Origin of the sequence: Streptomyces sp. NPDC049577 (genome assembly GCF_040675635.1) — a bacterium.
In the GTDB taxonomy this organism is placed as follows: Bacteria; Actinomycetota; Actinomycetes; order Streptomycetales; family Streptomycetaceae; genus Streptomyces.
The window spans coordinates 1-3,534 of the sequence record NZ_JBFAPH010000487.1 but is presented as its reverse complement, the minus strand read 5'-3'; the positions used below and the strand labels follow the sequence as shown (position 1 = coordinate 3,534).

General features: G+C 76.1%; 4 protein-coding genes and 1 pseudogene. 3 read left to right on the top strand and 2 right to left on the bottom strand.

The window, feature by feature from the left end; all coding sequences use genetic code 11:
• Positions 1 to 412, top strand: a pseudogene (locus AB0K09_RS31495) (NADH-quinone oxidoreductase subunit D); the annotation flags it as partial.
• 114 nt (positions 413 to 526) lie between these two features.
• Positions 527 to 697, top strand: coding sequence for a hydrophobic protein (locus AB0K09_RS31490; protein WP_366068810.1), 171 nt, complete (start codon positions 527 to 529; stop codon positions 695 to 697).
• An 85-nt stretch (positions 698 to 782) separates the two neighbouring features.
• On the opposite strand, the gene AB0K09_RS31485 is transcribed toward AB0K09_RS31490, so the two are convergent.
• On the bottom strand, positions 783 to 1,787 hold the full coding sequence (locus AB0K09_RS31485) for an SMP-30/gluconolactonase/LRE family protein (protein ID WP_366068809.1): 1,005 nt from the start codon (positions 1,785 to 1,787) through the stop codon (positions 783 to 785).
• Positions 1,788 to 1,938: 151 nt separating this feature from the next.
• On the opposite strand from AB0K09_RS31485, the gene AB0K09_RS31480 reads away from it, so the two are divergent.
• Complete coding sequence (locus tag AB0K09_RS31480; RefSeq protein WP_366068808.1) at positions 1,939 to 2,436, top strand: DUF1360 domain-containing protein; 498 nt, start codon at positions 1,939 to 1,941, stop codon at positions 2,434 to 2,436.
• A 377-nt stretch (positions 2,437 to 2,813) separates the two neighbouring features.
• Here the strand turns inward: AB0K09_RS31480 and AB0K09_RS31475 are convergent.
• A partial coding sequence (locus AB0K09_RS31475; RefSeq protein ID WP_366068807.1) for a (2Fe-2S)-binding protein occupies positions 2,814 to 3,534 on the bottom strand: 721 nt, incomplete at its 5' end.

Below are 3,534 nucleotides of genomic sequence, written 5' to 3'. Positions count from 1 at the left end.
GCCGGAGACCGGCCGACCGATAGGGCGCCCTCCCCGGCCCATGACGGCGGTGGCCGCCGTCCTGCTCGCCGGATCCCTCGCCGTCGGCACCGTGCCCGCCCTGGCCCGCGGTGTCGCGGTCGCCGCCGAAGCGTTCACCGACCACGCCGGCTACGCCGCCGCCGTGCTCGACGGACGGCCCGTTCCCGAACCCGTGCCGCACGCGGGGGAGTGGTGGAGCTGGAGCGGCGTGCTGCTCGGACTGCTGTCCGGCGCGCTCGCCGTCGCCCTCGCCGCGCGGGCCGTCCACCGGCCGGTCCCCGCCCTCCGCTGGGCCGCCCCCCTGCGCCGGCTGCACTCCGGGCACGTGGGCGACTACGTGGCCTGGGCGATGGCGGGGATCGGGCTGCTGTCCGCGCTCACCCTGTGGTGAACGGCTCACCGTCATTCCTCGCCGTGCTTCTTGACGCCCCTTTCCCCGGTGTTCGCGCGCCCTCCCGGCGGGTACGGGCCCACCACAACCCACACCGGAATTCGGGAGGCGGAAATGGCCGCGCTGATACTCGTTCTCCTGCTCGCCCTCATTCTCGGGGGAGCGGGCTTCGCCCTGCACGTGTTGTGGTGGATCGCCCTGGTGGTGCTGGTGGTGTGGCTGCTCGGATTCCTCTTCCGCAGCACCGGCGCCGGCGGCACGAAGGGCAGGTGGTATCGGTGGTGAACCGATATCCACGGTGAACAGGGAGAGAAAAGCGAAAGGCCGGAGCCGTAATTCCGGCCTTTCGTCACACCGGAATGCGCCGCGTTCAGTCGGGCAGATCCACGACGCCGACGGCCGACTCCAGCAGGCTGCCCAGATACAGCCGCCCCCGGTGCTCGCAGACACCGGTCACCATGCGATAGCCCGCGCGTGGACGCTGAAGGTCGTGCACCACCCGCCCGTCCTCGCCGACGCCGATCACCCAGGCCGTGGCACGGGCACCGGGCGTCAACCCGGACGGCAGTGCCCACAGGGCCCGGCGCAGCGCCGGAGGAGTGCGGTGCAGCAGATCCAGGGCGGGGTCCCGGGGCCCGGCCATCGCCACCCAGACGACACCGCCCGGGCCGGTGGACAGGTTGTCCGGAAAGCCCGGCAGGTTGTCGATGAGGACGTCCCGCGTGCCCGCCCTCGGTCCCGTCAGCCACAGCCGGGTGAGCCGGTAGGCGCCGGTCTCCGCCACCACCACCCAGGACGCGTCCCGGGCGAGCGCGACGCCGTTGGCGAACTGCAGCCCGTCCAGCACGACTTCGGCCTTCCCGCCCGGCTCGTAACGGATCAGCCGGCCGGTGCCCGAGTGCTCCAGCAGATCGCCCATCCAGTGCTCCAGCCGGAACCGGCCACTGCTGTCGCTGACGTACAGGGTGCCGTCGGGCGCGGCCACCACGTTGCTGCACACCGTCAGCGGCCGGCCCGCCGCCTCCCGCAGCAGTGTCTCGGTCCGCCCCGACTCCGGGTCGACGCGCAGCAGTCCGCGCTCCGCGACGCACACCAGCAGCCGGCCGTCGGGAAGCGGACACAGGCCCAGCGGCCGCCCGCCCGTGACGGCGACCGTGCGCACGGGGCCGCCGTCGCCGTCCAGGCTCAGCACCCGCCCGTCCGCCACCCCGGTCAGCACCCGGCCGGCGGCGTCCACCCGCACGTCCTCCGGGCCCGTCGCGCCCAGCGGCAGCCGGCGCACGGGCGGCAGCGGCACGCGGCCGACCGCGGCCCGGGCCCGGCGCGGGCGGGGCGGGGGATACCAGACGACCGGACGGAGAGCGGGTTTGCGCATCGCGACCACCTCCACTGAGGGCTGCCGGGAGCTGCCGGGGGCCGTTCGTTTCACGGCCGGGCCCGAGGGTACCCGGCACTCTCGGAGGGCGGTGAGCCGGATGGACCACGGCAGCGGAGCGGGTCTGAGTGTGGCGTGCCACCGTTGCCTCATGGCGGCGATCGGCGAGGAGCGGCAGGCGTACGCCGGCGACGCGGACCACCCCCTCGGCGCCTACGCCGGGGCGATGGGTGTGTACGCGGCCGGCATCGCGGCCCTCGCGGCCGCCGCCCGGCTGACCCGCCGGTCGCTGCCCGAGCCGACCCCCTGGGACGTGCTGCTGTGCGCCGGCGCGACGCACCGGCTCTCCCGGCTGGTCGCCAAGGACCCGGTCACCAGCCCCCTCAGAGCGCCTTTCACCCGCTTCCGGGGCACCACCGGCCCCGCCGAACTCGACGAGGACGTCCGCGGCCACGGTGCCCGCAAGGCCCTCGGCGAGCTCATCACCTGCCCCTTCTGCACGGGCATGTGGATCGCCACCGGCCTCGCGGCCGGGCTGGTCTTCGCCCCGCGCGCCACCCGGCTGGCGGCCGCCACCCTCACCGCGCTCACCGGCGCGGACCTGCTGCACTTCCTGCGCGTACGCATGCAGCAGGCCGTCGGCGAGTGACCCGTCCCGAGACGGAGGACCCCATGACCGACCCACGCACGGCAGGTGCGGCACCCGAGGACGGACCGTCCCGGCCGACCGACCCCGTGCCCCCCAGTCCCACCCCGGCCCCCGGCCCCGGCGGCCCCCGGCCCGGTCCCGTGCCCGGCCCGGAACCGGGCCCCGGCGGCCCCGACCCCGTACCGCCGGCCCCGCCCCAGCCCGAGCCCGACCGGCCGCCGCCCCCGCCCCCCGGGCCCGACCCCCTGCCCCCGCCCGGCCCGGTCCCGGGCCCGGTCCCGGCACCCTCGCCGGTCACCCGGCCCCCGCGCCGCCCGGACCGCTGAACGGCCCCGGACCGCTGAACGGCCCCGGACCGCTGAACGGCCGGGAGCCCGCTACTCCTCCTCGGGTTCCTCCGCCACCTGCCGCGGCTCCAGCGGCCGCACCGCGGGTCCCTGGAGCACGGCCCCGTCCGTCGCGAAACGCGACCCGTGGCAGGGGCACTCCCACGCCCGCTCGGCCGCGTTGAACGACACCAGACAGCCCAGGTGCGTACAGCGCGCCGAGACGGCGCTCACCGCACCCGCCTCGTCCCGGTACACGGCGCAGCGGCGGCCGCCCACCCGGATCACGGCCCCGGTGCCGGGAGCGACGTCCGCGACGGAACCCTCCCGGGCCGGGCGCAGCCGGTCGCCGACGAAGTGCCGGCCCACCTCCGTCTGGTGCCGCAGGAACGCCGGGGCCTCCCGCAGGGTGCTCACCAGCCGCCTCGGGTCGTACAGATCCGCCCACGGCGGCCGCTCGCCCGAGATCAGCGCGGTCAGCAGCCGGCCGGCCATGACCCCGCCGCTCATGCCCCAGCCGCCGAACCCGGTGGCCACGTAGGTGTGACGGGCCGCCGGATGGAAGGGGCCCACCAGCGGCACGGTGTCGGTCGCGTCGTTGTCCTGGGTGGCCCAGTGATGGACGACGTCGATGCCGGGGAAGTGCTCGGCGGCCCAGCCGGCCAGCCGCCCGAACCGCTCGGCCACGTCCGCCGTACCCGGCTTGAAGTGCTCGCCGGTGACGATGAGCAGCCGCCTGCCCTCGCCGTACGGCGCGGTGCGCACCGAGCGG

Coding starts and splice junctions, on each gene's coding strand:
- AB0K09_RS31490 (WP_366068810.1), top strand. CDS start 527: ATGGCCGCGCTGATACTCGTTCTCCTGCTCGCCCTCATTCTCGGGGGA.
- AB0K09_RS31485 (WP_366068809.1), bottom strand. CDS start 1,787: ATGCGCAAACCCGCTCTCCGTCCGGTCGTCTGGTATCCCCCGCCCCGC.
- AB0K09_RS31480 (WP_366068808.1), top strand. CDS start 1,939: ATGGCGGCGATCGGCGAGGAGCGGCAGGCGTACGCCGGCGACGCGGAC.